Origin of the sequence: Kitasatospora sp. NPDC059571 (assembly GCF_042735675.1) — a bacterium.
In the GTDB taxonomy this organism is placed as follows: domain Bacteria; phylum Actinomycetota; class Actinomycetes; order Streptomycetales; family Streptomycetaceae; genus Kitasatospora.
Genome location: NZ_JBHWBW010000562.1, coordinates 1 through 4713, shown reverse-complemented (window position 1 = coordinate 4713; position 4713 = coordinate 1). Strand labels below are relative to the sequence as shown.

Here is a 4713-nt window from a genome sequence, read left to right as displayed (position 1 = left end):
CCCCCCCCCCCCCCCCCCCCACCCGGGGGGGGGCCCCCCACGCGGGCTGGTGCCGGGGGGGGGCCCGCGGGGGCGCACGGCGGCGGACGTCAGCCGGTGACGGCCTTGACCAGGCTGAAGACCGCGAGCAGCAGCATCAGGGTGGCGGCGATCCGCACGATGACCTTCATCGGCACGTGCTTGAGCAGCTTCTGGCCGCCGACGATGGCGATGCCGCCGACGGCGCACAGCGCGAGCCAGGACCCGATGCCGACGGCCAGCGGGTCGGCGTACTTGGCGGCCAGGTTGGCCGTCATGATCTGGGTCAGGTCGCCGAACTCGGCGACCGCGACGACCGCGAAGCTCGCCCCGGCGACCTTCCAGAAGGTGCCCGCGGACGGCTCCTTGGCGGCGTGGCCGTCGTCCTCGCCCTCGCTGTGCCACAGCAGCATCACCGCGCCGAGCAGGAAGAGCAGGCCCGAGACGCCCTCCACCCAGCGCTGGGGCAGCAGCGCCAGCAGGGAGCCCGCGACCAGGGCGAGGCCGACCTGCAGCGCGAAGGCGGCGGCGATGCCGGCGAAGACGTAGGAGGCCCGGTACTTGGTGCCCAGCACCAGGCTGGCCAGCGCGGTCTTGTCGGGGAGTTCCGCGAGGAAGATGATGCCGAAGGTCAACGCGGCAACGGTCAGGCTCATCAGGGGTGGTGTCCCTCGGTCGGGCTGCCGGCCGAGGCTCCGTACGGGGTCGCTCCGGCCCGACAGCACTGGTCATGATCACAGCACTGCGGCCGAAGGTCTCGCCGACACCCCGCTCACCGCGCGGTGCCCCGGGCGCCGGGCCCGCGTGGGGCCAGTATGTCGACGGTCCGGTGGAGGGCTACTCCCCTTCAACGCCCCCAACCCTACCGGACGCCCGGAGCGGGCCGGCGAGGGGCCGGTCAGGCGGTCACCCGGCCGCGGCCGACGATCTCCAGCACCGCGACCACCGCGACCGACTCCACCGCGAGCAGCGCGACCAGCACGAACAGCTGGACGGCGCCGGCCTGCACCGGGCTGGCCCCGCCGAGCAGCATGCCCACGAAGGCGCCGGGCAGCGTGACCAGCCCCACGGTGCGGGTCTGGTCCAGGGCCGGGACGAGCGAGGTCGCGGCGGCCGTCCGGCAGATCTCCAGCCGGGCGTCGCGGTCCTCCATGCCGAGCGCCAGCGCCGCCTCCACCTCGCCGCGCCGCTGCCGCAGTTCGTCCAGCGCCCGCCGGCCGGCCAGCGAGGTGGCGGTCAGCCCGCCGCCGATGAGGATGCCCGCCACCGGGATAAGCGAGAGCCCCTTGAGCGGCAGCAGCCCGGTGGCGAGCAGCAGCACCAGCACCGGCAGCACCCCGGCGCCGATCGGCACCGCCGCCCAGACCCAGCCGGGCCCGTCGGTCATCCGGCGGCCCGCGGTGCGCACCGCCACCGCGAACATCAGCAGGACGAACAGGGCCGACGTGCCGAGCGAGCCGACCACCCAGGTGATCACCAGGGAGACCGCGGCCAGCTGCACGACCGCCCGCAGCCCGGCGCGCAGGACGGCCCGGCCGTGCCCGAGGCCGCCCCGCCCGGCCACCACGGCGGCGGCCGCCAGCAGGACGGCGATCAGGACGCCCAGCCCCCAGGTGACCGGCAGGAGCTGGTTGGCGCCGGCTGCGGCCACCGGTCAGATCCAGCTGGTGAACCACATCCGGTCCTGCCAGTCCGACATGGGGATCACCTCCGCGGTGTACAGCGGGTGGAAGAAGGCGAAGCAGCCCACCACGGCGAACACGATCAGGCCGGCCGTGGCCGTCCCCCACCGCCGCCGGGAGAGGGTGGCGCCCGCCGGGCCGACCAGCGCCCCGAGCATCAGGGCCACCGCCAGGCACAGGAAGGGCACCAGCAGCACCATATAGAAGGAGAAGATCGTGCGGTGCTGGTACTGGAACCACGGCAGGTAGATGCCGGCCACCCCGGCCAGCACCGCCCCGGCCCGCCAGTCCCGCCGGAAGAACCAGCGCCACAGCGCGTACGCCAGCGCGAAGCAGGCCGTCCACCACAGCAGCGGGGTGCCCAGCGCGAGGATCTGGCTGGCGCAGCCGCCGGACGCGGTGCAGCCCTGCTGGCCCTCCGGCACCTGCTGCCAGTACATCGAGACCGGCCGGCCCTGGACGAGCCAGCTCCACGGGTTGGACTGGTAGGTGTGCGGCGAGGACAGGCCGGTATTGAAGTCGTACATCTGTGCGTGGTAGTGCCACAGGCTGCGCAGCGCGGCCGGCACCCAGCCCATCGGGACCTGCGGCAGCGGGATGTCGACCACCGGGGTGCGGGCCATCGACAGGCCGGCCCGGGTGTCCGCCCAGTGCCGGTCGTACCCGCCGTCGGTGGCGAACCAGCCGGACCAGGAGGCCAGGTAGACCAGCGCGGCGACGCCGACCGTGGAGAGCAGGCCGGGCAGCGCGTCGCGGCGCAGCAGGGAGCGGGTCGGCCGGCGGGCGCCGGCCCAGCGGCGGCCGGCCCGGTCCCAGAGCAGGGTCAGCACGGTGAACACCAGCAGGATCTGCAGGCCGTTCCACTTCACGGCGCAGGCGCACCCCAGCAGCAGGCCGGCCCCGATCCGCCAGGGCCGCAGCCCGAGCCGGACCTCGTCGCCGGCCAGGCCGCCCTCGGCCCGGGCGGCGGCGAGCACCGCGCGGGTGCGGTCGCGGTCGACCAGCAGGCAGCCGAACGCGCCGAGCACGAAGACCATCGAGACGCCGTCCAGCAGGCCGACCCGGCTCATCACGAAGTGCAGGCCGTCGACGGCCATCAGCAGGGCGGCCGTGCAGCCGAGCAGGGTGGAGGAGAGCAGCCGGCGGCCGATCCGGGCCAGCATCAGCACGGAGAGCGTGCCGACCAGCGCCACCATCACCCGCCAGCCGAAGGGGTGCAGTCCGAACGCCCACTCGCCGAGCGAGATGACCCACTTGCCGAGCGGCGGGTGCGCCACGAACTCCGGTGCCCGGGTGAGCGGGATCTTCTGCGACGGGGCGAGGATCTGCTGGTTGGCGTCGTCCGGCCAGACGCCCTCGTAGCCGAGGTGCAGCAGCGACCAGGCGTCCTTGGGGTAGTACGTCTCGTCGAAGACGAAGGCGTTCGGCGTGGCGAGGTTCCAGAACCTCAGCAGGCCGGCGAAGAGGGCGACCGCGATCGGGCCGAGCCAGCCGGAGTGCCGGACGGCCCAGGCGAGCGGGCCGCGGGCCGCGGCGGCGTGCCGGACGCCACCGGCGGCCCCGACGGCCGGGGTCTCGGTGACTGCGGTGTACGCCATGGACTCGCCGTTCCTCCCCGTGCCCCGCCCCGGCCGCCTCCGGCCGCACCGGGAGCCGGCGTCGCGCCGGCCGTCCGGGTGACACTATGTCGCCGTTGTCGGGAATCCTAGCCCGCCGCCCTGTCGGCGGGCCGCAGTAGCGTGGCGGCGTTTGACCCTCGACCAGGTCGAGGGCCCAGAGTCCTCGGCGTGGAGAGCGGGATGCGGAGCATCGGCGAGATGGCCCGGGCCAGCGGGCTCGGGGTGAGCGCGCTGCGGTTCTACGACGGCGCGGGCGTGTTCGGCCCGGCCCGGGTGGATCCCCGGACGGGGTACCGCTGGTACGCGCCGGAGCAGCTGGCCGACGCGCGGCTGATCGCCCGGCTGCGCCGGGTGGGCATGCCGCTGGCCGGCATCGCCCGCGTGCTGCGCGGCGGCCCGGACGAGGCCCGGGCCGAGCTGGACGCGCACCTGCGCAGGCTGGAGGACGGCCTGGCCGATGCGCGCCGCGAGCTCTCCACCGTCCGCACACTGCTGGAGCTGAGGGAGTACCCGATGGCCGAGACCCGACCGACCCGACTGACCGTGCCCGCCGCCGAGCTGGCCGCCGCCCTGGACGCCGTCCGCTTCGCCGTGCCCCCGGCGGCCGGGGCACCGCCCGCCCTCGCCGGCGTGTTGTTCGACGGCACCGGGGACGGCGTGCTGCGGCTGGTGGCCACCGACCGCTACCGGCTCGCCGTCTCCGAGCTGCGGCCGTCCGGGACGCAGGGCCCGGCACCGGAGGTGGTCGCCCCGGCCGCGTTCGTGGACGCGCTGCGCGCCCTGCTGGCCGGCGCCGACGGCGACGCGGAGCTGCTGGTGGACGGCGGGCTGCTCACCGCCCGGGTCGGCGGCCGGACGCTGGACACGCCGCCGGTGGACGCGGACTTCCCCGACTACCGGCCGATGCTGCGGACGGTCTGCGAGCGCCGGGTGGAGATCGGCGCCGAGGAGCTGCGCACCGGGGTCGCCGGGACGCCGGTGCGCACCGAGCGGCGCGGGCAGGACGGCGCGGACTTCCCGGTCGCGGTGCTGTCCGTGACGGCTCAGGGTGCGCTGGCGCCGGGCGGGGAGGGGGCCGCGGACGTGCTGCACGTGCAGGTCAACCGGGACTTCCTGCTGGAGGCGGTGGCCGCGGGCGGCGGCGGCCAACTGGTGCTGGAGCTGGGCGGCCCGGTGGCCCCGCTGGCGATCCGCTTCCCCGAGCGGGCCGGCACCTACTCGCTGCTGATGCCGGTCGCGCCGTGACGCCCGGACGCCCCGGACCGCGCGGGGGGGGGCGGGGCGGGCGGCGGGTCTGGGGGCGGCCACACCGACGGCCCCGCGCCCCCCCCGCCCCCCGCGCCCGCCCCCCCAGCACACTCCGCTCAGATGAGATCACAAAAACACCAACACTC

At 75.7% G+C, this 4713-nt stretch carries 4 protein-coding genes; 1 reads left to right on the top strand and 3 read right to left on the bottom strand.

What is annotated here, in order from left to right; genetic code table 11:
• Positions 1 to 89: 89 nt before the first annotated feature.
• The 3 genes from ACFV0G_RS35530 to ACFV0G_RS35520 all read right to left on the bottom strand — a co-directional run bounded on the left by ACFV0G_RS35530 (position 90) and on the right by ACFV0G_RS35520 (position 3298).
• Positions 90 to 677, bottom strand: a complete 588-nt coding sequence (locus tag ACFV0G_RS35530) for a TMEM165/GDT1 family protein (RefSeq protein ID WP_380556853.1) — start codon at positions 675 to 677, stop codon at positions 90 to 92.
• A gap of 239 nt (positions 678 to 916) precedes the next feature.
• Complete coding sequence (locus ACFV0G_RS35525; RefSeq protein ID WP_380556851.1) at positions 917 to 1669, bottom strand: ABC transporter permease; 753 nt, start codon at positions 1667 to 1669, stop codon at positions 917 to 919.
• A gap of 3 nt (positions 1670 to 1672) precedes the next feature.
• On the bottom strand, positions 1673 to 3298 hold the full coding sequence (locus ACFV0G_RS35520; RefSeq protein WP_380556850.1) for a dolichyl-phosphate-mannose--protein mannosyltransferase: 1626 nt from the start codon (positions 3296 to 3298) through the stop codon (positions 1673 to 1675).
• A 189-nt stretch (positions 3299 to 3487) separates the two neighbouring features.
• Between ACFV0G_RS35520 and ACFV0G_RS35515 the strand changes: the two genes are divergently transcribed.
• Entirely contained in the window at positions 3488 to 4564 is a 1077-nt protein-coding gene (locus tag ACFV0G_RS35515; RefSeq protein WP_380556848.1) for a MerR family transcriptional regulator, read from the top strand.
• The last annotated feature ends 149 nt before the right edge of the window (positions 4565 to 4713 follow it).